This window comes from Pseudomonas yamanorum, from assembly GCF_900105735.1.
Classification (GTDB): Bacteria; Pseudomonadota; Gammaproteobacteria; order Pseudomonadales; family Pseudomonadaceae; genus Aquipseudomonas; species Aquipseudomonas yamanorum.
On the sequence record NZ_LT629793.1, the window covers coordinates 616,827 to 642,641 of the forward strand.

The 25,815-nt window shown below is 61.2% G+C and carries 25 protein-coding genes; 14 read left to right on the forward strand and 11 right to left on the reverse strand.

Annotated elements, in window-relative coordinates; genetic code table 11:
• Window positions 1–80 precede the first annotated feature (80 nt).
• The 6 genes from BLU46_RS02995 (at window position 81) to BLU46_RS03020 (ending at window position 7,887) form a co-directional block, all read left to right on the forward strand.
• Window positions 81–1,724 carry a GMC family oxidoreductase gene (locus BLU46_RS02995; RefSeq protein WP_093198411.1) on the forward strand — a complete coding sequence of 548 codons (1,644 nt, stop codon included), beginning with the start codon at window positions 81–83 and terminating at the stop codon, window positions 1,722–1,724.
• Window positions 1,725–1,788: 64 nt separating this feature from the next.
• Window positions 1,789–3,411 carry an MFS transporter gene (locus BLU46_RS03000; RefSeq protein ID WP_010172258.1) on the forward strand — a complete coding sequence of 541 codons (1,623 nt, stop codon included), beginning with the start codon at window positions 1,789–1,791 and terminating at the stop codon, window positions 3,409–3,411.
• A gap of 233 nt (window positions 3,412–3,644) precedes the next feature.
• Window positions 3,645–5,594 (forward strand): DNA topoisomerase III, encoded by a 1,950-nt coding sequence (locus BLU46_RS03005; protein WP_063031231.1) that lies wholly within the window; start codon window positions 3,645–3,647, stop codon window positions 5,592–5,594.
• Window positions 5,595–5,729: 135 nt separating this feature from the next.
• The gene (locus BLU46_RS03010; protein ID WP_063031233.1) at window positions 5,730–6,170 is read left to right on the forward strand and encodes a CBS domain-containing protein; all 441 of its coding nucleotides are present in this window, start codon (window positions 5,730–5,732) and stop codon (window positions 6,168–6,170) included.
• A gap of 14 nt (window positions 6,171–6,184) precedes the next feature.
• Window positions 6,185–7,033, forward strand: a complete 849-nt coding sequence (locus BLU46_RS03015) for an NAD-dependent protein deacetylase (RefSeq protein WP_063031235.1) — start codon at window positions 6,185–6,187, stop codon at window positions 7,031–7,033.
• Window positions 7,034–7,557: 524 nt separating this feature from the next.
• The gene (locus BLU46_RS03020; protein ID WP_063031237.1) at window positions 7,558–7,887 is read left to right on the forward strand and encodes a hypothetical protein; all 330 of its coding nucleotides are present in this window, start codon (window positions 7,558–7,560) and stop codon (window positions 7,885–7,887) included.
• Window positions 7,888–7,950: 63 nt separating this feature from the next.
• On the opposite strand, the gene BLU46_RS03025 is transcribed toward BLU46_RS03020, so the two are convergent.
• On the reverse strand, window positions 7,951–8,859 hold the full coding sequence (locus tag BLU46_RS03025) for a LysR family transcriptional regulator (RefSeq protein WP_093198416.1): 909 nt from the start codon (window positions 8,857–8,859) through the stop codon (window positions 7,951–7,953).
• Between the two features lie 133 nt (window positions 8,860–8,992).
• Here BLU46_RS03025 and BLU46_RS03030 point away from each other — a divergent pair, with 133 nt between their 5' ends.
• Genes BLU46_RS03030 through BLU46_RS03040 form a run of 3 tightly spaced genes read left to right on the forward strand, consistent with a single transcriptional unit; the run spans window position 8,993 to window position 11,575 of the window.
• The gene (locus BLU46_RS03030) at window positions 8,993–9,691 is read left to right on the forward strand and encodes a CoA transferase subunit A (protein WP_063031241.1); all 699 of its coding nucleotides are present in this window, start codon (window positions 8,993–8,995) and stop codon (window positions 9,689–9,691) included.
• 31 nt (window positions 9,692–9,722) lie between these two features.
• Window positions 9,723–10,382 (forward strand): CoA transferase subunit B, encoded by a 660-nt coding sequence (locus tag BLU46_RS03035; protein WP_017475483.1) that lies wholly within the window; start codon window positions 9,723–9,725, stop codon window positions 10,380–10,382.
• Window positions 10,383–10,393: 11 nt separating this feature from the next.
• A complete protein-coding gene (locus BLU46_RS03040; protein ID WP_093198419.1) occupies window positions 10,394–11,575 on the forward strand; it encodes an acetyl-CoA C-acetyltransferase in 1,182 nt (393 codons plus the stop codon).
• Window positions 11,576–11,635: 60 nt separating this feature from the next.
• Here BLU46_RS03040 and BLU46_RS03045 read toward each other — a convergent pair whose 3' ends face one another.
• Both BLU46_RS03045 and BLU46_RS03050 read right to left on the reverse strand, forming a co-directional pair.
• Window positions 11,636–12,055 carry a PaaI family thioesterase gene (locus tag BLU46_RS03045; RefSeq protein WP_093198424.1) on the reverse strand — a complete coding sequence of 140 codons (420 nt, stop codon included), beginning with the start codon at window positions 12,053–12,055 and terminating at the stop codon, window positions 11,636–11,638.
• 93 nt (window positions 12,056–12,148) lie between these two features.
• Window positions 12,149–13,234: a DUF1615 domain-containing protein gene (locus BLU46_RS03050; RefSeq protein WP_093198429.1), complete on the reverse strand. Its 1,086-nt coding sequence runs from the start codon at window positions 13,232–13,234 to the stop codon at window positions 12,149–12,151.
• A 146-nt stretch (window positions 13,235–13,380) separates the two neighbouring features.
• On the opposite strand from BLU46_RS03050, the gene BLU46_RS03055 reads away from it, so the two are divergent.
• A complete protein-coding gene (locus BLU46_RS03055) occupies window positions 13,381–13,995 on the forward strand; it encodes a LysE family translocator (RefSeq protein ID WP_093198434.1) in 615 nt (204 codons plus the stop codon).
• 41 nt (window positions 13,996–14,036) lie between these two features.
• Here the strand turns inward: BLU46_RS03055 and hemB are convergent, their stop codons facing one another.
• The 3 genes from hemB to BLU46_RS03070 all read right to left on the reverse strand — a co-directional run bounded on the left by hemB (window position 14,037) and on the right by BLU46_RS03070 (window position 16,684).
• A complete protein-coding gene (gene hemB, locus BLU46_RS03060) occupies window positions 14,037–15,011 on the reverse strand; it encodes a porphobilinogen synthase (protein WP_017475488.1) in 975 nt (324 codons plus the stop codon).
• A gap of 123 nt (window positions 15,012–15,134) precedes the next feature.
• On the reverse strand, window positions 15,135–15,977 hold the full coding sequence (locus BLU46_RS03065) for a PhzF family phenazine biosynthesis protein (RefSeq protein ID WP_093198439.1): 843 nt from the start codon (window positions 15,975–15,977) through the stop codon (window positions 15,135–15,137).
• Between the two features lie 8 nt (window positions 15,978–15,985).
• Window positions 15,986–16,684 (reverse strand): glutathione S-transferase N-terminal domain-containing protein, encoded by a 699-nt coding sequence (locus BLU46_RS03070; RefSeq protein ID WP_093198443.1) that lies wholly within the window; start codon window positions 16,682–16,684, stop codon window positions 15,986–15,988.
• A 217-nt stretch (window positions 16,685–16,901) separates the two neighbouring features.
• On the opposite strand from BLU46_RS03070, the gene BLU46_RS03075 reads away from it, so the two are divergent.
• Together BLU46_RS03075 and BLU46_RS03080 are read left to right on the forward strand one after the other, a co-directional pair.
• Window positions 16,902–17,603, forward strand: coding sequence for a hypothetical protein (locus BLU46_RS03075; protein ID WP_063031257.1), 702 nt, complete (start codon window positions 16,902–16,904; stop codon window positions 17,601–17,603).
• A 50-nt stretch (window positions 17,604–17,653) separates the two neighbouring features.
• Window positions 17,654–18,709, forward strand: a complete 1,056-nt coding sequence (locus tag BLU46_RS03080) for a permease (protein WP_063034003.1) — start codon at window positions 17,654–17,656, stop codon at window positions 18,707–18,709.
• 129 nt (window positions 18,710–18,838) lie between these two features.
• Here BLU46_RS03080 and mnmH read toward each other — a convergent pair whose 3' ends face one another.
• From mnmH to BLU46_RS03100, 4 genes are all read right to left on the reverse strand, one after another.
• Entirely contained in the window at window positions 18,839–19,942 is a 1,104-nt protein-coding gene (gene mnmH, locus BLU46_RS03085; RefSeq protein ID WP_093198448.1) for a tRNA 2-selenouridine(34) synthase MnmH, read from the reverse strand.
• Window positions 19,942–20,976: a selenide, water dikinase SelD gene (selD, locus tag BLU46_RS03090; RefSeq protein ID WP_017475494.1), complete on the reverse strand. Its 1,035-nt coding sequence runs from the start codon at window positions 20,974–20,976 to the stop codon at window positions 19,942–19,944. The genes mnmH and selD overlap by 1 nt, the downstream gene beginning before the upstream one ends.
• A gap of 133 nt (window positions 20,977–21,109) precedes the next feature.
• Window positions 21,110–21,856: a TerC family protein gene (locus tag BLU46_RS03095; RefSeq protein WP_093198453.1), complete on the reverse strand. Its 747-nt coding sequence runs from the start codon at window positions 21,854–21,856 to the stop codon at window positions 21,110–21,112.
• 28 nt (window positions 21,857–21,884) lie between these two features.
• A complete protein-coding gene (locus BLU46_RS03100; RefSeq protein WP_093198457.1) occupies window positions 21,885–22,148 on the reverse strand; it encodes a hypothetical protein in 264 nt (87 codons plus the stop codon).
• A 134-nt stretch (window positions 22,149–22,282) separates the two neighbouring features.
• Here BLU46_RS03100 and nhaR point away from each other — a divergent pair, with 134 nt between their 5' ends.
• A complete protein-coding gene (gene nhaR, locus BLU46_RS03105; RefSeq protein ID WP_063031267.1) occupies window positions 22,283–23,185 on the forward strand; it encodes a transcriptional activator NhaR in 903 nt (300 codons plus the stop codon).
• A 4-nt stretch (window positions 23,186–23,189) separates the two neighbouring features.
• On the opposite strand, the gene BLU46_RS03110 is transcribed toward nhaR, so the two are convergent.
• Complete coding sequence (locus BLU46_RS03110; RefSeq protein ID WP_093198462.1) at window positions 23,190–24,344, reverse strand: MFS transporter; 1,155 nt, start codon at window positions 24,342–24,344, stop codon at window positions 23,190–23,192.
• A 214-nt stretch (window positions 24,345–24,558) separates the two neighbouring features.
• On the opposite strand from BLU46_RS03110, the gene sstT reads away from it, so the two are divergent.
• A complete protein-coding gene (gene sstT, locus BLU46_RS03115) occupies window positions 24,559–25,779 on the forward strand; it encodes a serine/threonine transporter SstT (protein WP_093198466.1) in 1,221 nt (406 codons plus the stop codon).
• The last annotated feature ends 36 nt before the right edge of the window (window positions 25,780–25,815 follow it).

Sequence of the window (25,815 nt, forward strand, 5' to 3'; positions counted from 1 at the left end):
AGCTGGGTAAAAACTAACATTTTTAAGACGAAAACTAACAACTAGGATGGAGCCAATAAGAAAAACAAGCGAGGTCACAGATGCATTCTGCAGCTGCTGAATACGATTACGTGGTGGTAGGCGCCGGCCCCGCAGGCTGCCTGCTCGCCAATCGACTGTCTGCCAACCCTGCCCATCGCGTGTTGTTGCTTGAAGCCGGCGGTCGCGATAACTATCCCTGGATCCATATTCCCGTCGGCTATCTGTTCTGCATCGGCAACCCGCGCACCGACTGGTGCTTCAAGACCGAAGCCCAGGAAGGCCTGCAAGGCCGTGCGCTGAGCTATCCACGGGGCAAGGTGCTGGGCGGCTGTTCGTCGATCAACGGCATGATCTATATGCGCGGCCAGGCCCGGGATTATGACGGCTGGGCGGAGGACAATCCCGGCTGGGCCTGGAAGGACGTGCTGCCACTGTTCAAGCAAAGCGAAAACCATTTTGCCGGCGCCTCGGAGTTCCACAGTGACGGCGGTGAGTGGCGGGTTGAACAACAGCGCCTGCACTGGCCGATCCTCGACGCGTTTCGCGATGCCGCGCAGCAGAGTGGTATCGAGAGCATCAGCGACTTCAACCAGGGCGACAACGAAGGCTGCGGCTACTTCCAGGTCAACCAGAAATCCGGAGTGCGCTGGAATGCGGCCAAGGCGTTTCTCAAGCCGATCCGCCAGCGGCCCAACCTGACGGTGATGACTGAAGTTGAAGTCGACCGCGTACTGCTGGAGAACGGCCGCGCTGCCGCGGTGATTGCTCGCCAGCAGGGCCAGCAAGTCACATGGCGGGCGCGCAAGGAAATCATCCTGTGCGCGGGCTCCGTCGGTTCGCCCGGCATCCTGCAACGCTCCGGCATCGGCCCTTCCAGCGTGCTCAAGCCCTTGGGTATCGACGTGCTGCACGAGTTGCCCGGCGTCGGTGGCAACCTGCAGGATCACCTGCAACTGCGCCTGATCTACAAGCTGGAAAACGCCCGCACCCTTAACCAGATCGCGGGCACCGTGTGGGGCAAGATGGGCATGGGCCTGCGCTACCTGTACGACCGCAGCGGCCCACTGTCCATGGCGCCCAGCCAGCTTGGCGCGTTCGCCCGCTCCGGACCGGAGCAGACGTCGGCCAACCTCGAATACCACGTACAGCCGCTGTCCCTGGAGCGCTTCGGCGAACCGCTGCACGCCTTTCCGGCCTTCACCGCCTCGGTGTGTGACCTGCGCCCGCAAAGCCGTGGCCGCATCGACATACGCTCGGCCAACCCGGCAGACGCGCCACTGATCCGGCCCAACTACCTCAGCCATCCGGAAGACCTGCGAGTGGCCGCCGACGCCATTCGCCTGACCCGTCGCATCGTCTCGGCACCGGCCCTGAAACAGTTCAACCCGGTGGAATACCTGCCCGGCGAAGCACTGCAAACCGACGAACAACTGCAAGAAGCCGCTGCCCGCATCGGCACCACGATTTTCCATCCGGTGGGCACCTGCCGCATGGGCAGCGACAAGGACGCCGTGGTCGACGCGCAACTGCGGGTGCACGGCATTCCGGGCCTGCGCATCGCCGACGCGTCAGTCATGCCACGCATTACTTCAGGCAACACCTGCTCACCCACGCTGATGATCGCGGAAAAAGCCGCGCAGCTTATCCTTTCGCCGAACACAAGGAGCCTCGCCCCGGAGAAAGAACTGGTCACCGCAATCTGAACAGCGGCGCCGATTCGGCGCCGACAGTGGAACAACAATAAATAATCACTGTGAGGGCTACCCAATGTCAGAACACGCTCAACCCCTGGACCCGGCGCTCGGCGCACGCTCGAGCAACGACACGCAGAAAGTCATCTTCGCCTCCTCCCTCGGGACGGTGTTCGAGTGGTATGACTTCTTCCTCTACGGCGCCCTCGCGGCGGTGATCAGCAAGCAGTTCTTTGCCGGGGTCAACGACACCACGGCGTTTATCTTCGCCCTGATGGCCTTCGCGGCCGGCTTTGTGGTGCGCCCGTTCGGCGCCCTGGTGTTTGGTCGGCTGGGGGACATGATCGGCCGCAAGTACACCTTCCTCGCCACCATCATCCTGATGGGCCTGGCGACCTTCTGCGTGGGCCTGCTGCCCACCTATTCAAGCATCGGCATCGCCGCACCGATCATCCTCGTGGCACTGCGCATGCTCCAGGGCCTGGCGCTGGGCGGCGAGTACGGCGGTGCGGCCACTTACGTGGCCGAGCATGCACCGGCGGGCAAACGCGGCTTCCACACCAGCTGGATTCAATCCACCGCGACCCTCGGCCTGTTGCTGTCGCTGCTGGTGGTGCTGGCGTGCCGTTACTTCACCGGTGACCAATTCGAAGTGTGGGGCTGGCGCCTGCCGTTCCTGCTGTCGATCGTGCTGCTGGGCATCTCCACCTGGATCCGCCTGAGCCTGCACGAGTCGCCGGCGTTCCTGAAAATGAAAGAGGAAGGCAAGGCCAGCAAGGCGCCGATCCGCGAGTCGTTCGGCAAATGGGAAAACCTCAAGATCGTGCTGATTGCGCTGTTCAGCATTAACGCTGGGCAAGCCGTGACGTTTTATGCCGCACAGTTTTATGTGCTGTTCTTCCTCACGCAGTTTCTGAAGATGGACCCGGCACTGGCCAACATGCTGCTGATCATCAGCGTGGTGATTGGTGCGCCGTTCTTCATCTTCTTCGGCTGGCTCTCGGACAAACTGGGGCGCAAGCCGGTGTTGATGGTCGGCCTGCTGCTGGCCACCGCGTTGTACTTCCCGATCTTCAAGGGCCTGGCCCACTACACCAACCCGGCGATGGACCATGCGAGCCGCCAGTCACCGATCACGGTGTTGGCGGATCCAGCCACCTGCACCTTCCAGTTCGACCCGGTGGGCAAGGCGCGGTTTGACAGCCCGTGCGACAAGGTCAAGACCTTCCTGGTGAAACAGGGCCTGCCGTATGAAAGCGCGGCCGCCCCGGCGGGCAGCGCAGTGCAGGTGAGCGTGGGTGATGTGCGTATCGATGGTTACGACGAAGCTGCCCTGAAAGGCGCGGTGACGCTGGCGGGTTATCCGCAGTCGGCAGACGTGGCGCAAGTCAACAAAACCATGGTGGTGGTGCTGATCGTGGCACTGATCCTGATCGCTGCCATGTGCTACGGCCCGCTGGCAGCGCTGATGGTGGAGCTGTTCCCGACACGCATCCGCTACACCTCGTTGTCGCTGCCTTACCACATTGGTAACGGCTGGTTTGGTGGGTTCCTGCCAACGGTGTCGTTTGCGCTGGTGGTGTACACCGGCGATATCTTCTACGGCCTGTGGTACCCGGTGGTGATTACCGGGGTGAGCCTGATCGTGGGGCTGATTTGCCTGAAAGAGACCAAGAACGTGGATATCGACAATAACTAAACTTCGATCCGGCTGACGCTGGAGATTCAGTGTGGGAGCGGGCTTGCTCGCGAATGCGGAGTGTCAGTCGCCGGATAGGTTGACTGATACACCGCTTTCGCGAGCAAGCCCGCACACATTGGGTTTAGCACCAGACACACAAATTGCTGTATATCCATCCAGATAAAAGTTGCCCAATTCTGATTTATTGCTCATCCTGCTCCCCATTCAATTTCGTAACGAATGTGGTGACCATGCGGCTGTTCCTCTGTGAAAAACCGTCCCAGGCCAAGGATATCGCCGCCGTGCTCGGCGCGACCCGGCGTGGCGACGGTTGTTGGCTGGGTTCAGGCGTGACGGTGACCTGGTGCATCGGCCACCTGCTGGAAACCGCCCCGCCCGACAGCTACGACGCCAAGTACAAGCGCTGGGTGCTGGCCGACCTGCCGATCATCCCCGAGAAGTGGAAGATGCTGGTCAAGCCCAAGACCGCCAGCCAGTTCAAGGCGGTCAAGCGTCTGCTGGGGGAAGCCCAGGAATTGGTGATCGCCACCGATGCCGACCGCGAAGGCGAGATGATCGCCCGGGAACTGGTGGAGCACTGCCGTTATCGCGGCCCCATCCAGCGACTGTGGCTCTCGGCCCTCGACGACGCATCCATCCGCAAGGCCCTGGCCTCGTTGAAGCCCGGTGCAGAAACCTTCAGCCTCTACCATTCGGCACTTGGCCGCTCCCGCGCCGACTGGCTGATCGGGATGAACATGAGCCGCCTGTTTACCCTGCTGGGCCAACAGTCCGGTTATCAGGGTGTGTTGCCGGTTGGGCGTGTGCAAACCCCGACCCTGCGGTTGGTAGTAGACCGGGACCGCAGCATTGCCGACTTTGTACCCGTCGCCTATTGGGCCATCGATGTGGACCTGCTCCACGACAACATCACCTTCACTGCGCAATGGCGCGCGACCGAAGACGCCTGTGATGATCAGGGCCGTTGCCTCAATCCGGAGCTTGCCCGGGACGCGGCCAACGCCATGAGCAACGCCGCCAGTGCGCGACTGGTCAAACTGCGTACCGAGCGGATGCGCGACGTGGCGCCCCTGCCCTTCGACCTCGGCACCTTGCAGGAAATCTGCTCGAAAAAACTCGGCCTCGGCGCTCAGGAAACCCTGGATGTTGCGCAGTCGCTCTACGAAACCCACAAAGTGATTACTTACCCGCGCAGCGATTGCGGCTACCTGCCCCTTAGCCAGCACGGCGACGCGTTGAAAATTCTCGCGGCGCTGGGCCGGGCCGATCCGGCAGTGAACGCGTTGATGCCGCACATGGACCCACAACGTCGCTCACGGGCCTGGAACGACGCCAAGGTCAGTGCGCACCACGGCATCATTCCCACCGGCGCCGGCAAGGATGTCGGGCAACTGACCGGCAAGCATCGCGCTGTGTACACCCTGATTCGCGCCCGCTACCTCGCGCAGTTCCTTCCCAACCATGAATACGACCGCACCCAGGCCGATTTCGACTGCGCCGGTGAAGCCTTGCGGGCAGTTGGCAAAGTCATCGTGGAACCTGGCTGGAAACGCGCATTGCCGGAAGCATTGGCGCCGGCCAAGGGCCGTGAAGCACCTGCGCCGCAGTCCTTGCCGAAACTGGTTCAAGGCCAGGACTACACCGTGGCCAAGGTCAACCTCAAGGACCTGTGGACCCAGCCGCCCAAGCCCTTCACCGAAGGCGACCTGATCAAGGCGATGAAAAACGTCGCCAAGCTGGTGGAAGATCCGCTGCTCAAGCAAAAGCTCAAGGACACCACCGGGATCGGCACCGAAGCCACCCGCGCCGGGATTATCCAGGGCCTGCTGGATCGCGGTTACCTGGTGAAAAACGGCAAGGCGCTGTCGGCAACGCCTGCCGCGTTCAGCCTGATCGATGCGGTGCCACGGGCAATCGCCGACCCCGGCACCACGGCCATCTGGGAACAGGCGTTGGACATGGTGCAGAGCGGTGAGATGAGCCTGGAGGAGTTCGTGGCCAAGCAGGCGGCGTGGATGAGCAAGCAAGTCACCCGCTGCACCGGCATGCGCCTGACCATCAGCGGCCCGGCCAGCCCGGCAGGACGTGGCGCTACGCCTTGGAAAAACAAACGCAAACCGGCCAAGCGCAAGACAGCCACCAGCCCGAAGCGGGCGGCGAAACCGGCAAACAAAGGCTGAGAGGCACTAAAAAGTCGCGACAATGACGTTTTTCGACGGGATGTATGCCGCTTTGGACCTTGCCCTGCCGCGGGCCATCCAGGATTCTGTAGGGCCTGCTAACCTCCCAACAATAACAACACCGGAGTGGCCTCCATGAAAACCGTTGCCCAAGTGCTGAAGTCCAAAGACCAGCAAAACCAGCAAGTCCACACTATCCCCCACGACCATACGGTATTTGAGGCCTTGATCGTGATGGCGTCGAAAAACGTCGGGGCCTTGCCAGTGCTCCAGGACGGGAAGGTGGTGGGCATCATCAGTGAACGAGACTATGCCCGTAAGGTCATCCTCCATGGATTGTCTTCGGTGACGACCAAAGCCCACGAGATCATGAATTCACCGGTGATCACCGTCGACACTCACCAGACTGTCGAGACCTGCATGACTATCATGACCGACCGACATCTGCGCCACCTGCCTGTGGTAGAGAACGGCGAGCTCCTTGGTCTGCTATCCATCGGCGACCTGGTCAAGGAAGCGATTGCCGAACAGGCCGACTTGATCAAACAGCTGGAGCAGTACATTCGCGGCGAATAATCATTGGGGACCCCATGCTCGATACCCTGCAACATCAAGTCGATAACCAGCTCGACAGCCTGCACCGGGCCATGGCCGAACGGCGCTTCCTGGTGCTGACCGGTGCGGGTATCAGCACCTCTTCGGGGATTCCCGATTATCGCGACAGCGAAGGCGTGCGCCGGGGCAAGGCGCCGATGATGTACCAGGAGTTCCTCGCAACCCCGGAGGCACGCCGCCGCTACTGGGCCAGGGCGATGCTCGGCTGGCCGAGGGTGTGTGTCGCACAGCCGAACGCGGCGCATATCGCGTTGGCCACCTTGCAGCAGCGCCAGCGCATTACCGGGCTGATCACCCAGAACGTCGACACCCTGCACGACCAGGCCGGCAGCCATGATGTGATCGAACTCCACGGCAGCCTGCACCGGGTGCTGTGCCTGGATTGCCAGCAGACCAGCGAACGGGACCTGATCCAGCGCCAGATGGAAGCGGAGAATCCGTACCTGGCGGGTGTGGACGCGGTTCAGGCACCAGACGGTGACACCCTGCTGGACCCGGCCTTTGAAGGACGCTTCCAGGTGCCCCGCTGCCCCCATTGCGGCGGGCAACGGCTGAAGCCGGATGTAGTGTTTTTCGGCGAGAACGTCGCCCAGGGCACGGCCGCCAAGGCGATGGCGGCGGTGGACGACGCAGAAGGACTGCTGGTGGTGGGTTCATCGTTGATGGCGTATTCAGCGTTTCGCTTGTGCAAGGCGATGGTTGAGCAGGGCAAGCCTGTGATTGCCATCAATCTGGGCAAGACACGGGGCGATGAGCTGCTGCAACTCAAGATCGAAGCGTCCTGCGAGCTTTTGTTGCCGTTGCTGACAGAACGCCTGGGATAGCCCAATCCTGCTTTTCTGTGGCGAGGGAGCTTGCTCCCTCGCCACAAAAGCGTTGCCAAACCCTAGACTCACCCGCACAAAAAATGACGCTCAAGTCACGCTTTCCGCTCTCATCCCCGTCCCACGGGGATTTATGTAGTGCTCAAAAATAATCACTACATAATCGTTGACGTAACCATTTTGTAATTGCATGATTCAAGCGTCTCCCGGATCGGGAGCGTTGGTAACACGTGTTTTGAACAAGCTCGTCTGACCGCCGAGCTGTTTTTTCCGGATGTGCACTGCCCACAAGGCAGATTGATGAAGCTGACCGGCCCGAAAGGATCGGTACAAGGAGCTCAAACGCTGCTTGTCTTCGTTATGAAACCATTGCGTAGCAGTTCATCAGCAAGACTACATGCATCGGTTCAAGACCCTGCCCGTATTCGGCAGACAGTCGCTGACGCCCGGTTTTCTGAGCCGGAGACAACTTAGTAGTTTTAATGGATCAACTAAAGATCGCCAACTGGTCAAGGGGCTTACACATGAATCTGAACAACCAACCAACTATCGAAGAATTGGCTGAGATGTTCGCAGCGCAGAAAGACACGCTCGACGACCATATCCTCTGGATTGGTAAATCGGGCCAGGTCCATATTGACTGCCTGGCGCCCCATACCGTGGAAGAAGAGTTCGACAGGAATAACCGTGAACTGGCAGCGCGCCTGAAGATGTACCGCCGCGGCCAGGGTTATGTCGGCAAGAAAGCCGCCGCTGATCGCAACTTTATCGAGCAGGTCTTTCATACACTTAATACCGAGTGGCAGAACCTTAAAGGCCATTCGCACGTTAAAGTGATCGACAGATACTGCTGATAACTACGCACTGATTACTTAAGCCTGCTCGCTTAAACGAGCAGGCTTTTTTATGGCCGACGGTTATTGCAACAACGCCGGAAAACGCCCCTTCCCCGCTTCATCGCAAAAAATATCAAACATGGCTTGGGCCGCTGCCGAAAGTTCGTGCCCCGGCTTGGTCAATACACCAATCGGCCGTTCAATCACCGGATCGCTCAAGGTGATGCAATGGGCGCCTGCCTCCTGCATTTGTCGCGCACACAACGCCGGCACTGCGCTGACGCCCAAACCACTGGCAACCATCTTGCCCACCGTCGCCAGTTGATGGCTCTCCAGGGCCACCGGCAGCTTCATGTCCAGCGCCTTCAGGTGTTCTTCCAGCATCACCCGCACCGTGGACGGTCGCTGCAAGGTGATGAAGGGTTGTTCCAGCAGGGTGTGCCAGTCGATATCGGACCGGCGCGCCAACGCCGAGTCACCGGGCACTACCGCGACAAAGCGATCCACATACAACGGGGTAAACACCAGCGACGAGCTTTCCGTAGGCTCAAACGCCACGCCCAGTTCCACCTGGCGATCGCGGACCATTTCCAGCACCTGCTCGTTGATCACGTCATTCACCGTTACGTTGACCTGGGGATAGCGCGCCCGAAAAATCTTCAGGATCGGCGGCAGCAGGTTCCCGGCAAACGACGGCATCGCTGCCACCGTCACCCGCCCGCGCTGCAAGGTGAAGCGCTGACGCAACTCATCCTCGGCATTGTCCCAGTCGGCGATCAGGCGCCGGGCCAAGGGCAGCAGGGATTCACCTTCGGGGGTCAGCGCGACATTGCGGGTATTGCGGCTGAACAAGCGTCCGCCCAGGCCTTCCTCCAGACCTTTGATGGTCAAGCTCAAGGCCGACTGGGAAAGATGCAAACGCTCACAGGCTGCCGCAAAGCTGAGGGTCTGGGCCACGGCAAGAAAGGCGCGCATCTGTTTAACTGTCATGAAGCTTCTCCCGATGGCTGACGACTATGCTGTTTTTTAAATCAATCAACCTTAAAAAACAACTTAACAAATCAATCCGTCAGCGCAACACTCGGTTCATATGGCTGGCCCACAAACAATAAAAGAGGTGCATATGGCAGGTTTTGATAAACGCGTAGCGTCCTATGAAGAGGCGCTGGCAGGCCTGGAAGATGGCATGACGGTGCTGGCGGGTGGTTTTGGCCTGTGCGGCATCCCGGAAAACCTCATTGCCGAAATCAAGCGCAAAGGCACCCGCAACCTGACCGTGGTCTCCAACAACTGCGGCGTCGACGGCTTCGGCCTGGGCCTGCTGCTGGAAGGCAAGCAGATCAGCAAGGTCTTCGCGTCCTACGTCGGTGAAAACGCCCTGTTCGAGAAGCAACTGCTCAGCGGCGAAATCGAAGTGGTCCTGACGCCCCAAGGCACCCTCGCCGAAAAACTGCGCGCAGGCGGTGCCGGCATCCCGGCCTTCTTCACCGCCACCGGCGTCGGCACGCCAGTCGCTGAAGGCAAGGAAACCCGCGAATTCAACGGTCGCCCGTACCTGATGGAAGAATCCATCACCGGCGACTTCGCCATCGTCAAAGGCTGGAAAGCCGACCACTTCGGCAACGTGATCTACCGCCACACTGCCCAGAACTTCAACCCGTTGGCCGCCACTGCCGGCAAGATCACAGTGGTCGAAGTCGAAGAAATCGTCGAACCGGGCGAGCTGGACCCGGCGCATATCCATACCCCAGGGATCTACGTCGACCGGATCATTTGCGGCACCTTCGAGAAGCGCATCGAACAGCGCACCCTCCGCAAATAATCCACCAGTCCAAACAATAAGGAGACAAACAATGGCTCTTACCCGCGAACAAATGGCTCAACGCGTCGCCCGCGAAATGCAGGACGGTTTCTACGTCAACCTCGGCATCGGCATCCCGACCCTGGTGGCCAACTACATCCCCGAGGGCATGGAAGTGATGCTGCAGTCGGAAAACGGCCTGCTGGGCATGGGTCCGTTTCCGACTGAAGAAACCATCGATGCCGACATGATCAATGCCGGCAAACAGACCGTCACCGCACGTATTGGCGCGTCGATCTTCTCCTCGGCCGAGTCCTTCGCGATGATTCGCGGCGGCCACGTCGACCTGACCGTGCTTGGCGCCTTTGAAGTCGACGTACAGGGCAACATCGCCTCGTGGATGATCCCCGGCAAGCTGGTCAAGGGCATGGGTGGCGCGATGGACCTGGTGGCCGGTGCCGAGAACATCATCGTGATCATGACCCACGCGTCCAAGGACGGTGAGTCCAAGTTATTGAGCCGCTGCAGCCTGCCGCTGACCGGCGCCAACTGCATCAAGCGCGTGCTGACAGACCTGGCCTACCTGGAAATCGAAAATGGCGCTTTTGTCCTCAAGGAACGCGCACCTGGCGTCAGTGTTGAAGAGATCGTCAGCAAGACAGCCGGTAAACTGATCGTCCCGGACCATGTTCCAGAAATGCACTTCCAGTGAGGACAGATTCCATGCAAGACGTCGTGATTGTTGCTGCCACCCGCACCGCCGTGGGCAGCTTCCAAGGTTCGCTGGCAAGCATCCCGGCCCCGGAGCTGGGGGCTGCGGTGATCCGTCGCCTGCTGGAGCAAACCGGCATCGACCCCGCGCTGGTGGATGAAGTGATCCTTGGCCAGGTGCTCACCGCCGGCAGCGGCCAGAACCCGGCCCGCCAGGCCTCGATCCTCGCCGGCCTGCCCCACGCCGTACCGGCCCTGACCCTGAACAAGGTCTGCGGTTCGGGCCTCAAGGCCCTGCACCTCGGCGCGCAAGCGATCCGTTGCGGTGACGCCGAGGTGATCATCGCCGGCGGCATGGAGAACATGAGCCTGGCCCCGTACGTATTGCCGGCCGCTCGCACCGGCCTGCGCATGGGCCATGCGAAAATGATCGACAGCATGATCACCGACGGCCTGTGGGATGCGTTCAACGACTACCACATGGGCATCACCGCCGAGAACCTGGTGGACAAGTACGGTATCAGCCGTGAAGCCCAGGACGCCTTCGCCGCCGCCTCGCAGCAAAAAGCCACGGCGGCGATTGAAGCCGGGCGTTTCAGCGATGAGATCACGCCGATCCTGATTCCCCAGCGCAAGGGCGACCCGGTGGCCTTCGCCGTGGACGAACAGCCACGCGCGGGCACCACCGCTGAATCCCTGGCCAAGCTCAAGCCGGCCTTCAAGAAAGACGGCACCGTCACCGCCGGCAATGCCTCCAGCCTCAACGACGGCGCGGCTGCCGTGCTGCTGATGAGCGCAGACAAAGCCAAGGCCCTGGGCCTGCCGGTACTGGCACGCATCGCCAGCTACGCCAACGCCGGCGTCGATCCTGCGATCATGGGCATTGGCCCGGTTTCGGCCACCCGCCGCTGCCTGGACAAGGCCGGCTGGAACCTGGGCGACCTGGACCTGATCGAAGCCAACGAAGCCTTCGCCGCACAGTCACTGGCAGTGGGCAAAGAGCTGGAATGGGACGCGGCGAAGGTCAATGTCAACGGCGGCGCGATTGCCATCGGCCACCCGATTGGCGCATCAGGCTGCCGTGTGCTGGTGACCCTGCTGCATGAAATGATCAAGCGCGACGCCAAGAAAGGCCTGGCCACACTGTGCATCGGTGGAGGTCAGGGCGTCGCACTGGCGCTCGAGCGCAGCTGATTTCCAAGAGCAACATGGAGAAGGCCCGGTTCCACGAAAACCGGGCCTTTTCTTTATCGGTCAGTCCCGCACCTGGGGCACCGCAAACACCGCATTTGCCCGCACGACCACCTTCTCCCCGACCTGCACGCTGACCGTGGCAAACGCTATCTGCCGTCCACGCTTGTGGTGCTCCAACCGCACCTCGATCCACTCCCCCACTTGCACTGCTCCCAGGTAGTCGAGGGTCATGCTCGCGGTAATCAACGGTAGCGGTGGCTCACTGGAAAACGCCATGGCGTAGCCCATGCCCACATCCGCCAGGGTGGCCAGCACGCCACCGTGCACGGTACCGCGTCCGTTTGCGTGGCGGTTGTCGGCGCGCAGGCCGATTTCCAGCTGCACCCCTTCGCCACGACTGTACACCGGGCCAAGCAGGTCCAGGAGTGGGCTACTGCGACGCAGCGGAGCAAAGCCTTCGGGGATGGCATGGGCAGTCATGTCAGGTTCTTCCTTGGGGACAAGGCTGGAGGTGTATCCCACCGCAGCCATCCGGACCATCAACATCAGCCCGGTAAATCCCCGGTAATAAGCCTAACGCTTCATGCAACGCTGATAACGCTCGTCCACGCGCTTGGCGAACCAGGCGGTGGTGAGGTTGCGGGTGATCTTCGGGCTTTTCAGCACGATGCCCGGCAAGATGGCTCGCGGCACCGGTTTGCCGGCGGCCTTGTCGGCTAGGGCGAACACACGCTGGTACAGGGTGGTATCTTCAAAATCCAGGCGCTCACCCTGCTCCAGCTGGCTGCGGATGCTCGGGTTGCGCATGTCCAGCGCCTTGCCAAGGGAACGCACCGCCAACTCGGTGGTGCCTGGCAGGAACGAGCCGTAGTTGATCAAGTCGCCGTCCAGCGCCAGCGTGGTACCCGAGACCCGACTGACCGCCGCCTGGAATGCCGCATTGCGGCTGGCGTACCAACCGGCATTGAAGTCGGCGAAGCGGAACAGCATCTGGTCGTAATGCACCGGGTAGCCCAGCAAATGGGTGATGCCAAAGTACATGCCGCCTCGACGGGTAAACACTTCCCGACGAATGCTGCCATCCACGGTGTAGGGATAATCCCGGGCCTGCTTTTGTGCGAAGTCGATGCTGACCTGCATCGGGCCTGCGGTATGCACCGGGTTGAAGCCGCCAAACAGGGTATTGCCCAAGGGCACGACGCTGATGAAGTCGTCAAAGATCCCACTCAAATCCCGCTCGGTACGCGCAGCACTCAAGCGCTCCGCGTAGGACTTGCCCGTAGGCGAGCGCAGTTGCAGCGCCGTGCGCACCAGCACCGCCGGCACGTGGACTTTAGCGGCGCGGCGCAGGATTTCGTCCTGGGCGATCTTGCCCATGTTCGGCACCGGCGGGTCAACCTGATAGGTGGACTCCTGCTCGGTCACGGCCAATACCGCGCAGATGTTTTCCGTGCTGGGGTAGATTTTCTGCGTATTGAAGGCGGTGTAGATGTCCTGGGCCCAGCCGCCACGATCCGGCACGCTGGCCGGCATCAGCCGCACGATCTGCGCCTTTACCTCGGCTTCGCTGCGCTCGGGCAATTGCTGGGTGCGCTGGCTGGAGCAGCCGGCCAGCACCAGCAAGGTGGTCAGGCACAGGATCAGGCGGGACGAATGCATGGGGCTTCCTTGGGTGACGATGGGCCAGTCTTGGCAGATATCGACCGGTAAGTCTAACCGGGGTTCGCCGACCTGCTGCTCTCGCCAAAAAAACCAGGACGTGAAAGGATCAGACACCCGTCGTTCCTACAAGGAGTTTGGATGCCATGCTTAGCCTGAACTTTCTGATCACCTGCCTGATCGTCGTGCTGATTCCCGGCACCGGCGTCATCTTCACCGTGTCCACCGGACTGACCGCCGGCAAGCGCGCCAGTGTGTTCGCCGCCCTGGGCTGCACCGCCGGGATCGTCCCGCACTTGTTGGCCTCGGTACTTGGCCTGTCCGCCCTGCTGCACACCAGTGCCCTGGCGTTCGAAGCCCTGAAGTATGCCGGCGCCGCCTACTTGCTGTACCTCGCCTACGCCACCTGGCGGGACCGCTCGGCCTTTGCCATGAACGACGCACCGACGATTTCCAGCGCCCGTAGCCTGATCGTGCGGGGCCTGTTGCTGAATATCCTGAACCCCAAGCTGACGATTTTCTTCCTGGCGTTCCTGCCGCAATTCGTCACCCCGGGCACGAGCGCACCCGCCCTGCAAATGCTGTTGCTGAGCAGTGTGTTCATGGCGATGACGTTTGCGGTGTTTGTTATTTATGGCCTGCTGGCCAATGTGTTCCGCCGCGCGGTGATCGAATCGCCACGCGTGCAGAACTGGCTGCGCCGCAGTTTTGCCGCGGCGTTTGCGGGGTTGGGGCTGAACCTGGCGTTTGCCCAGCGCTAAGTTGCAAGCAGCCGCGAACAGGCTCCCTCGCCACAGGTTACTTAGATCCCGGCGAGCGCCAGGTCCATCGCAAAGTAGGTGAAGATCAAGTCTGCCCCAGCGCGCTTGATCGACCCCAGGGTTTCCCGCACTACGCGGGCTTCATCGATCGCGCCCGCCTGGGCACCGAACTTGATCATCGCGTACTCGCCGCTGACCTGGTATGCCGCCACCGGCAAGCGCGAGGCTTCGCGGATGTCGCGGATGATGTCCAGGTACGCGCCGGCCGGTTTGACCATCAGCGCATCTGCGCCCTCCTGCTCATCCAGCAACGACTCACGCACCGCTTCGCGGCGGTTCATCGGGTTCATCTGATAGCTTTTGCGGTCGCCCTTGAGCGCGCTGCCGCCGGCTTCGCGGAACGGGCCGTAAAGGGCCGAGGCGAATTTGGTGGAATAGGCCATGATCGGGATATGGCTGAAGCCTGCTTCATCCAGGGCCCGGCGAATGGCCTGCACCTGCCCATCCATCGCGGCAGACGGCGCGATCACGTCAGCACCGGCACGGGCGGCGGCCACAGCTTGCTTGCCGAGGTTGACCAGGGTGCGGTCGTTATCGACTTCGGCGCCGTGCATCACGCCGCAATGGCCGTGGTCGGTGTACTCGCAGAAACAGGTGTCGGACATCACGATCATTTCCGGCACCGCGTCCTTGATGATCGAGGACATGCGCGACACCAGGCCACGTTCTTGCCAGGTGTCGCTGCCGGAGGCGTCCAGGTGGTGGGACACACCGAAGGTCATCACCGACTTGATCCCGGCTTTCGCATAGCGCTCGATCTCGCCGGCCAGCTTCGACTCGGGAATGCGCTGCACCCCGGGCATGCTGGTGATCGGTACGAAGTCGTCGATTTCTTCTTCAACGAAGATTGGCAGCACCAGGTCATTAAGGGTGAATTCGGTTTCCTGGAACAGGCCACGCAACTCCGCAGAGCGGCGCAGGCGGCGTGGACGGGCTTCGGGGAACTGGCTGGACATTGATGCTCCTGAAAAAGGCAGGCCGAAAAAACATAGGGGCGAAAGCTTATGCCTCGTGCACCGCAGAGCACAAACGCCAAGTGCAGAACAGTTTATTGCAGACCCGGTAACAATTGCATTGATCTAGAGCTGTAGACGTCCGTCAATGCAAACGGCAACCGCACCGCCGACCCAGATTTCCTCGCCATGCTGTTCGACGCGGATGCGCCCGGCGCGGCCCATGGCGGTGCCCTGGCTGACCACATAGCGGCTGGGCGCCAGGCCTTCCCCCAGCAGCCACTGGGCAACACCGGCGTTCAGGCTGCCGGTGGCCGGGTCTTCCGGGGCTCCATCGCCGGCAATAAAGGCCCGCACTTCAAATTGCGCCTCGTCACCGTCCCGCCTGGGGCTCCACGGGGCGATCACGCCCACGGCCAGCCCTTGCAACTGCGAGTAATCCGGACGCAGCGCCAGTACCTGTTCCCGGTCCTCCAGCATGACCGCCAGCCAACCCGCACCGTTATCCACCCACTGGCTACGCAAAATCGCCCCGGGTTCAAGGCCCAACCCCCGCCGCACGCGCTCAATCAACTCACTCTCCAGCGGGCCGGCGCGCAGCAGCGGTGGCGCGATAAATGCCAGTTCACCTCCCTGGCGACGGATGCGCACCAGGCCGATTTCACACTCCTGGATGATCTCCTCGCCAGCGGGTTGGCCACCGGCCTGCAGCCAGGCATGGCAACTGCCGAGGGTCGGATGGCCGGCAAATGGCAATTCCTGCAGGGTGGTAAAAATTCTTACTCGGTAGTCTGCCCGTGGATCACGGGGCTTGAGCAAGAATGTGGTTTCACTGAGGTTGGTCCAGTTGGCGAAATCCGCCATTTGCTGGTCGCTCAGGCTGTCGGCGCCCAGCACCACGGCCAGCGGGTTGCCCTTGAGGGCCACGCCGCTGAAAACGTCCAGTTGTTTGAAATCGAAAGAGGCCATGCCGGTCCTTATGCTGGAATGCTCAAGCCACGGATCACCGCTGGCCGGGCGACGAACCCGTCCAGGGCCCGCAGTACGTTCGGGAAGTCGGTAATGCCCACCAGGTCGCCGGACTCGTAGAAGCCAATCAGGTTGCGCACCCACGGGAAGGTGGCGATGTCGGCGATGCTGTACTCGTCACCCATGATCCAGGTGCGGCCCAGCAGGCGTTTCTCCAGCACCTCCAGCAGGCGGCGAGACTCGGCGACATAGCGGTCACGCGGGCGTTTATCCTCATAGGCCGCGCCGGCGAATTTGTTGAAGAACCCCACCTGGCCGAACATCGGCCCGATACCGGCCATCTGGAACATGAGCCACTGGATCGTCTCGTAACGCATTGCCGGGTCTTCGGGCAGCAATTCGCCGCTCTTCTCGGCAAGGTAAATGAGGATCGCGCCCGACTCGAACAACCCAAGCGCCTGTCCGCCGGGGCCATGGGGGTCGATGATCGCCGGAATCTTGTTGTTGGGGTTCAGCGACAGGAATTCGGCGGAGAGCTGGTCCTGGGTCTCGAAGCTGACCTTGTGCGCCTCGTAAGGCAGCCCGAGTTCCTCCAGCATGATCGACACCTTCACCCCGTTGGGCGTCGGCAAAGAGTAGAGCTGCAGGCGCTCGGGATGCCGGGCTGGCCATTTGGCGGTGATGGGGAAGTCTGAAAGTGAGTTCATCGCGCGACTCCTGGTAAAAGTAGGAGAGTAGTGGTTCGGCGTCTCTCGTGCATCCGTCTTAATTCAGCAACATCTACTGGTTAATCTCCTGCACACGGCAAGGATGCCGCCCCATCTCCCCCACGAAACGAACCAAACTGCCTGGGGAGACTCTTAGAGAGCGCCCGATGGCTGGGCTTGCTTGCCCTGAATCCCTGCACCGAGACTTAGAACTTTCATGACCATCAAGCCTCTGTGCCTTGCGAAACGCTTCAAACGCTACTCCTACATCCTGCTGCCGGTATTACTGGTGAGCACCGCAGTCGGCCTTACCCTGGAATCCCGGATCAGCCGCGCCCAGCAAGTCGACGGTGTGCAAACCCTGGTGTTCCTGCGCCACGGCGAAAAACCGGCCGGCGGCCTTGGCCAACTCAATTGCCAGGGACTGAACCGTGCCATGAACCTGGCCACCGTCCTGCCGGAAAAATTCGGCAAGGCCAACTTCGTGTTCGCGCCCAACCCGACCCGCAATGTCGAGGAAGGAGAGAAAGACAACTCCTACAGCTACATCCGCCCATTGATGACCATCAGCCCCAGCGCCATCAAGCTCGGGTTGCCGGTGAACATCAAGTTTTCGGCCAATGACACCAGCGCTCTTGCTGACGAACTGGTGGAAGACAAGTACCACAACGCCATCATCTATACCGCCTGGTCCCACGGCTACCTGCCGGACCTGATCAACAAGGTGGCGAGTGAAGCGGTGGGTGAAAAACACGTGATTACCGACGATTGGTCCGGCAGTGATTTCGATACCTTGTATGTGTTGACCCTGACCTGGCACAACGGCAAGGCCACGATGCTGAGCCGCAATTACAAGCAAGGGCTGGATAACGGTCAGCAGACTTGCCCGGAAGCCACACAGGTGAGTGCCGATATTTAGGTCCCACAGCGTATGATGCTGCGCTATTGACTCATCTGCGGATCATCGACATGTCCAACCTCTCCTCCACCCAGCCCGCCCGGGGCTGGTCCTTCTGGTGGAAACCAGCGCTGTTCCTGCTGGTGGCTTGCATCGGCCTCTACTACGTGAAGTGGTCGCCCTACTACGCCAAAGCGTTTATCGCGGCGGACAACCACAGCATCGGCGCCTCAATTCTCAACGACCAGCAAAGCGCGCCACTGGCCGCCGCGTTGGCCTATGCCCAGGTGTATTTCCTGGCGATCTGGAAGGCTGCGGTGCTGGCGGTCATTCTCGGCTCATTGCTGCAGGTGCTGATCCCCCGAGACTGGCTGTTGCGCCTGTTTGGTCGCGCCGGCCTGGGTTCCACCCTGCGTGGCGGGCTATTCGCCTTGCCGGGGATGATGTGCAGTTGCTGCGCCGCTCCGGTGGCGGCCGGTATGCGTCGGCAGAAGGTCTCGGTGGGCGCGGCGTTGGCGTTCTGGATTGCCAACCCGGTGCTGAACCCGGCGACGCTGGTGTTCATGGGCTTTGTGCTGGGCTGGGGCTTTACCGCGCTGCGGTTGGTGGCCGGGATCGTGCTGGTGGTCGGTGTGTCGCTGGTGGCGCAGCGCATCGCGCGGCCAGAGCAGGTACCGGAAGCCGCGCTCGACGCCGTGGCCCAGGCCAGCCTCACCGAAACCGAACCGTTCCTGACCCGCTGGCTGCGCACCCTGTGGCAGCTGTTCTGGAGCACGATTCCGGTGTACATCCTGGCGGTGCTGATCCTCGGCGCGGCGCGGGTCTGGCTGTTTCCCCACGTTGACGGCGCCATGGCCAACAGCCTGGTGTGGCTGGTGCCGCTGGCGATTGTCGGCACGTTGTTCGTGATTCCGACCGCCGCCGAAATCCCCATCGTGCAGACCATGATGACCCTCGGCATGGGCACCGGCCCGGCCGTGGCCTTGCTGATGACCCTGCCGAGCGTGAGCCTGCCATCGCTGCTGATGCTGCGTAAGGACTTCGATGCGCGGGTGCTGGTGACCGTGGCCGGGCTGACGATGCTGATGGGGGTGGTGTGTGGGCTGATCGGGGCGTTTATCCTGTAGTGATTGGGTGAATTCGAGGGCCTCTTCGCGAGCAAGCCCGCTCCCACATGTTGACTGCATTCCTACAGGATAAATGCGGTCGAATGTGGGAGCGGGCTTGCTCGCGAAAGGGCCGGCCAACTCAATCAATTACTTACGCCGAGCGAGCCTGTCCCGGAAATACTCCACCACCGCCGCTTGCTCTCCCGCAAACTCGATGCGTGCGCCTTTGCTTTCCCGCTGGAACGCATACATCGGGTCGTAGTACTCACGCAACAGCCCTTCGATCCAGCCGCGGTGCAAATCCACCGCGCCGCTGCGGGCTTGCTCTGCCAATGCGCCCTGCATGATCGCGTGCAACCGCGCAAACCGCTCGCCGCCCAGGCGCTTGTGGATATTGCCCAGGCTCTGGGTCAGGCGTTCGGCAAACAGTTCCTGGCCGGTCTCGCCAAACACCGTGACAAACTCAGCGCAAAGGTCCACCACGTAATCCTTCAGGATGCGCTCCACGCGGCCTTCAACGCTGTCTTCCAGCCAGACCATCGGAAAGCCCTGCATGCCCTTGTGCAAGGGTAATGGCAGGGCGCAGCTGCCGATCATGCGGCTCTCATCCTCGACCACGAACTGCTCGATACCGGCGGCACGCTTTTTCAGCAGGTCCACCGCCAGGCGGTTTTCGAAGTCGATGTTGGAGGGTTGCGCCGTGGCGCGCTTGCCGAAGCTGGAACCGCGATGGTTGGCGTGGCCTTCCAGGTCCAGGGCGTTGTTCAACTGGCCGAGCACTTCGGTCTTGCCGGTGCCGGTCATGCCGCCCAGCAATACGAAGTCGCATTGCGCGGTCGCGCTTTCAACGGTGTCAAGCAGGAAGGTGCGCATGGCCTTGTAGCCACCGCCCACTCGCGGATAGTCGATACCCGCCTCGGTTTTCAACCATTGCTGGGCAATCTGCGAACGCATCCCGCCGCGAAAGCAGTACAGCAGACCGTCCGGATGGGCCTGGGCAAAACGCGCCCAGTGTTCGATACGTTCGGCCTTGATTGCCCCGGACACCAGTTCGTGACCGAGGACAATGGCCGCCTGCTGGCCTTGCTGCTTGTAACAGGTGCCCACCCGTTCGCGCTCGTCGTCGGTCATCAACGGCAGGTTGATCACCCCGGGGAACGCGCCCTTGGTGAACTCGATCGGCGCGCGGGTATCCATCATCGGCCGGTCGTTGAGAAAGATATCGCGGTAATCGGTGATGTCGATGGGCATCAGAACACCTCTACCGCGTTGGTCTGTCGCTCAACCAGTTCGCCGATGGGTTCAAGGTTCAGGCCCAGTTCCGCCGCCACGGCAAGGAATTCGGCATTGCCTTCGGGCGTGACCGCCACCAGCAGGCCGCCGCTGGTTTGCGGGTCGCACAGCACGCGTTTGTGCAGTTCGTTCAGGCGCCCCAGCTTGCTGGCGTAGCTGTCGAAGTTGCGCAAGGTGCCGCCAGGCACGCAGCCCTGCTCCAGGTAGTACTCAACCCCGGGCAGGCGTGGGACTTTTTCGTATTCGATGCGGGCAGTCACATTGCTGCCGTCGGCCATTTCCACCAGATGGCCCAACAGGCCGAAACCGGTGACGTCGGTCATGGCCGTCACACCGGCCAGTTTGCCGAAACGGCTGCCGGGCTTGTTGAGGGTGCACATCCAGTCACGGGCCAGGCCCACATCGGCTTCGCGCAGCTTGCCCTTCTTTTCGGCGGTGGTGAGGATACCGATGCCCAAGGGTTTGGTCAGGTACAGCTGACAACCGGCGGTGGCGGTGTCATTGCGCTTCATGTGGCGTTTTTCTACCAGCCCGGTGACGGCCAGACCGAAGATCGGCTCGGGGGCGTCGATGGAGTGGCCACCGGCCAGGGGAATCCCGGCAGCGTCACACACGGAACGACCGCCGCGAATCACTTCCCGGGCAATTTCCGGGGCCAGCACGTTGACCGGCCAGCCGAGAATCGCGATGGCCATCAACGGATCGCCGCCCATGGCGTAGATATCGCTGATGGCGTTGGTGGCGGCAATACGGCCGAAGTCGAAGGGATCATCGACAATCGGCATGAAAAAATCGGTGGTAGACACCACGCCGCGCTCGTCGTCGATGGCATATACAGCAGCGTCATCACGGGAGGCGTTGCCTACCCACAGCTTGGGGTCAAGGTTTTGCGCACCGCTGCCGGCAAGGATCACTTCCAGCACCTGAGGTGAAATCTTGCAACCGCAACCAGCACCGTGGCTGTATTGGGTCAGGCGAATTGGCTCGTTCATGAAGGCACCTCAAAACGTCAAGGCGAAGAATCTTAACAGACGACTCCTACATACATGGACGATTCAGCGGGAACCAGGCAGCAAAAAGGCCGGCTGGGCTCTGATGAGCGCAGCCGGCCTTTCTTGACAGCGTTTACTGTTTGGCAGCGAGGCGTTTATGCCGGTTGCGTCGCATCATGTTCAGGCACTCGATAGCCGCCGAGAACGCCATGGCCGCATACACATAGCCTTTTGGAACATGGGCGCCGAAACCTTCGGCGATCAGCGTCATACCGATCATGATCAGGAAGCCCAAAGCCAACATCACAATCGTCGGGTTATCGTTGATGAACTTGGCCAACGGCTCAGCCGCCACCAACATCACGATTACCGAGACCACTACGGCAATGATCATGATCGGCAAGTGCTCGGTCATGCCCACGGCGGTGATGATGCTGTCGATGGAAAACACCATGTCCAGCAGCAGGATCTGGCCAATGGCCGAAGCGAAGCCCAGGGTCACGCTCGGCGCACCGGTGTCCACGTGCTCCTTTTCGGGGTCCATGCTGTGATGGATCTCGGTGGTCGCCTTCCAGACCAGGAACAGGCCACCGGCGATCAGGATCATGTCTTTCCAGGAGAACGACTGCCCCAGGATGTCGATGACCGGCGCGGTCAGCTGCACGATAAAGGCGATGGTGCTCAACAGGCCCAGACGCAGGATCAATGCCATGCTGATGCCGATGCGACGGGCCTTGGCCCGGTGTTGCAACGGCAACTTGTTGGTGAGAATCGAGATAAAGATCAGGTTATCGATCCCCAGCACAATCTCCATGACGATCAAGGTGGCCAGTGCGATCCACGCGGTCGGGCTGGCGGCCAGTTGTAAAAGGTATTCCATAGGTCAGTCCTGGTGTGATGTGCGGGTATCAGGTTTCTTGGGAGGTGGATTCAGGCTTGTTGCCTTCCTGTGCCTGCTTGTCCTGCTTGCCTTGCGGCGGAGCGATCAAGCCCTTGGTCGCGTCACTCAACGCCTGTTCGGCGGCCTGGTGGGTGTCGTCAATCACTTGCTTGGCCGACTCGGTGGCTTTACCCAGCAGTTGTTGCGCGCTTTTTTCCGCTTGGTCACAGCCACTGAGCATGACTAATGAAAGCCCAAGTAACGCCGTTGCGCCCAGGGAATTGAGTTTCATGATGCGTTCCTCGTTAGAACCGTCGGGTCCAAGTAGTGGCCCCTCGATAGCGACGCATTCTATGCAGGCGAACACTTCAGTAAAATTCGTATTTTTTTCGTTTATACTTCGGTTTTCACGAAGTATTGACTGCCATGCTCAATTACCGACAACTGCACTACTTCTGGGTCGTCGCCAAGACCGGCAGCATCGTGCGCGCCTGTGAGCAACTGAACCTCACGCCGCAGACCATCAGCGGGCAGATCAGCCTGCTGGAGCAGACCTTCGGCGTGGCCTTGTTTCAGAAGGTTGGGCGCCAACTGGAGCTGACCGAAGCCGGGCGCCAGGCGCTGCCCTATGCCGAGCAGATGTTCCAGCTGGGCAATGAGCTTGAAGCCATGTTGCGCACCCAGCCCAATGAGCAGCAGATCCTGTTCCGGGTCGGCGTGGCGGATGTGGTGCCCAAGTCCATCGTCTACCGGCTGATTGCGCCGACCATGGAATTGAGCGAGCCGATCCGCATCACCTGCCGTGAAGACAAACTCGAGCGCTTGCTGGCGGACCTGGCGATCCAGCGCTTGGATCTGGTGATCTCCGACAGCCCGATGCCGCCGCACCTGGACATCAAGGGCTACAGCCAGAAGCTGGGGGAATGCGGGATCAGTTTTTTCGCGACCCAGGCATTGGCTGACCAGCATCACGGCGATTTCCCACAGTGCCTGCAGGGCGCGCCGCTCTTGATTCCGGGCGCGGAGACGGTGGTGCGCAGCCGTTTGCTGCGCTGGTTTGCCGAGCAGCAGATCCAGCCACGGATTGTCGGGGAGTTTGACGACAGCGCTTTGATGCAGGCCTTTGGCCAATCCGGCAGCGGGATTTTTATCGCACCCAGCGTGATTGCCGATGAGGTGGAACGCCAATATGGCGTGGTGCTGATCGGCCAGACGGATGCGGTGACCGAGTCGTTTTATGCGATCTCGGTAGAGCGCAAGGTCAAGCACCCCGGCATCGTGGCGATTACCGAAGGTGCGAGACGGGAGCTGTTTACGGCCCTGCCCTGAGGAATCAGGCGCAGACGGCGCGGGTCTTGGCGGTCATCAGCCACAGCGCCAGCAGGATCGACAGCAGGATAAAGCCAGCCGCAGCAAACCCGAGGCTGCCAAGGCCCAGGGTGTCGATCACGTGACCGCCCACCAACGCCCCCAGGCCAATCCCCAGGTTGGCCCCGGCGATGTTCAGCGAGGCGGCAAACGCCGGCGCATGGGGTGCGGCCTTCATCAGCCGCACATGGCTGACCAGAAACAGCGCCGCCTGGGTCACGCCCCATACGGCCATCGCCGCCGCCAATCCGATGGTGGAATGAATGGCGGGCACCAGCGCCACCATGCCCGCGATCATGAAGCCGCAGAACACCATCGACGCGATCAGCGGATGCCGGTCGACCATACGCCCGCCCAAGGAGTTGCCGATCAGGCCGACCGCGCCAAAGCCCATCAGGCACCAGCCCACCAGGGTTCCGTCAAAACCCGCCAGGCGTTCGAGGATGTCGGCTAGATAGGTATAGGCGGTGAACATCCCGCTGAACACCAGGATCGACAGCAGGATATGGCCCTGCATCAGCGGGCTGCGCAAGATCTTGAACTGGGAGCGCAAGCTGACCTGGTCGTTCTTCGCCCGGGTCTTCGGCAGGTAGATAAACAGCAGCAACGCCTTGGCGAACGCCACCACCGCAAGAATGCCGAAGGCAGTGCGCCAGCCGAACATATCGGAAATCAGCGTGCCCACCGGGATGCCGAAAACCGTGGCGCACACAATGCCGAAGCCGATTTTTTCAATCGCGCGGCCGGCGAAATCCGGCCCGACAATGTCCACCGCCGTCTCGCTGGCCAGGGCCCAGAACACCGGCAATCCCAGCGCCGGGATCAACCGGGCCAAGGACATGACCCAGATATTCGAGGCCACTGCTGCAAGGGTGTTGGCCAGGCCGAACATGATCAGGATCGTGATAAACAGCCGCTTGCGCTCGAACCGCGCGAAATACGCGGTCAGGAACGGGCCAAACGCCGCCACGGTAAAGGCGAACAACGTCACCAGCAACCCGGCCTGGGACACGCTCACGTCGAGGTCCCGGGCGATGGAAGGCAACAGGCCCACAATGATGAACTCTGTGGTCAGCACGGTAAAACCGGCCGCCGACAGCAGCAGAATCGGAAACAACATCAAAAACTCCAGAAAACAGCGACATCAACGACAGCCCGGAGGGCCCGCTGATAGAGAGGAAATAAGAGGATGGGCAATGTTAACAGAATGTGTAGCAGCGTGGCGACGGAACGCCGCACCCGGATTAGACGTTTCCTACAGATGTTAGACTTCGCCCCTGCCAGATTCATGCTGCCTAGCTGCATCTATTAAAAAAACTAGAGACAACCCTTTTATGACTGCTGCCCCTTCCCTCTTTCAACGCCTGATGTCTATCAGCCTGGTCACCCAAATCGTCATCGGCCTGATCGCCGGTATCCTGCTGGCCCTGCTGTTACCCGACGTGGCACAAGCCACCGGATTTATCGGCAAGGTCTTTGTCTCGGCGCTCAAGGCCGTCGCGCCCATCCTGGTGTTTGTGTTGGTGATGGCTTCAATTGCCAACCACAAGCATGGCCAGGAAACCCATATCCGGCCGATCCTGTTCCTGTACCTGCTGGGCACCTTTTCTGCCGCCGTGGTCGCGGTGATCGCCAGCACGCTGTTCCCCTCCTCGCTGGTACTGGCCACTCACGATGTGGCCATCAGTCCTCCCGGCGGCATCGGTGACGTGTTGCAAAGCCTGTTGCTCAGCGTGGTGGACAACCCGGTAAGCGCGCTGATGAATGCCAACTTCATCGGTATCCTGGCGTGGGCCATCGGCATGGGCATCGCCATTCGCCATGCCAGCGACACCACCCGCACCGTGCTGGGAGACCTGTCCAACGGCGTCACGCTGATCGTGCGCATGGTGATCCGCTTCGCGCCCCTGGGGATCTTCGGCCTGGTGGCCTCGACCCTCGCCACGTCCGGCTTCGGCGCCCTGCTGGGCTACGCGCACCTGCTGCTGGTGTTGATCGGCTGCATGCTGTTCGTCGCGCTGGTGATCAACCCGGCCATCGTGTTCTGGAAACTGCGCCGCAACCCTTACCCGCTGGTGCTGATGTGCTTGCGGGAAAGTGGTATCACCGCCTTCTTCACTCGCAGTTCGGCAGCCAACATCCCGGTCAACCTGGCGCTGAGCAAGCGCCTGGGCCTGCATGAAGATACGTACTCGGTGTCGATCCCCCTCGGTGCCACCATCAATATGGCCGGCGCGGCCATCACCATCACCGTACTGACCCTGGCCGCCGTGCACACCCTGAGCATTGCCGTGGACATCCCCACCGCCATATTGCTCAGCGTAGTCGCTGCAGTGTGCGCCTGCGGCGCGTCGGGGGTTGCCGGGGGCTCGCTGCTGTTGATTCCTCTGGCATGCAGCCTGTTCGGCATTCCCAGCGAAATCGCGATGCAGGTGGTAGCCGTGGGCTTCATCATCGGTGTCTTGCAGGACTCGGCGGAAACCGCGCTGAACTCGTCCACCGACGTGCTGTTCACCGCTGCCGCGTGCCTGGGCAAAGAAGAACAGACCGCGTAAACCTTACGCGCACAAAAAAGCCCGGGGCGGTTCGTG